The sequence below is a fragment of the Ruoffia sp. FAM 26254 genome (genome assembly GCF_045528545.1).
Taxonomy (GTDB): domain Bacteria; phylum Bacillota; class Bacilli; order Lactobacillales; family Aerococcaceae; genus Ruoffia; species Ruoffia halotolerans.
The window spans coordinates 1-255 of the sequence record NZ_JBGQQY010000141.1 but is presented as its reverse complement, the minus strand read 5'-3'; the positions used below and the strand labels follow the sequence as shown (position 1 = coordinate 255).

The following is a 255-nucleotide window of genomic DNA, read 5'->3' as shown; positions in this document are numbered from 1 at the left end:
CAAAGGGCGCACGGTGAATGCCTTGGCACTAGGAGCCGATGAAGGACGGGACGAACACCGATATGCTTTGGGGAGCTGTAAGTAAGCTAAGATCCAGAGATTTCCGAATGGGGGAACCCAACAGCTACTGGCTGTTACACGCAAGTGAGGTAGACGCAGAGAACTGAAACATCTAAGTACCTGCAGGAAGAGAAAGAAAAATCGATTCCCTGAGTAGCGGCGAGCGAAACGGGAAGAGCCCAAACCGACGTGCAT

Annotated in this window: 1 rRNA gene; it reads left to right on the top strand. The window is 52.2% G+C overall.

The features are described 5' to 3' along the window. Positions 1-255, top strand: a 23S ribosomal RNA gene (locus ACEN3Z_RS12025); the annotation flags it as partial.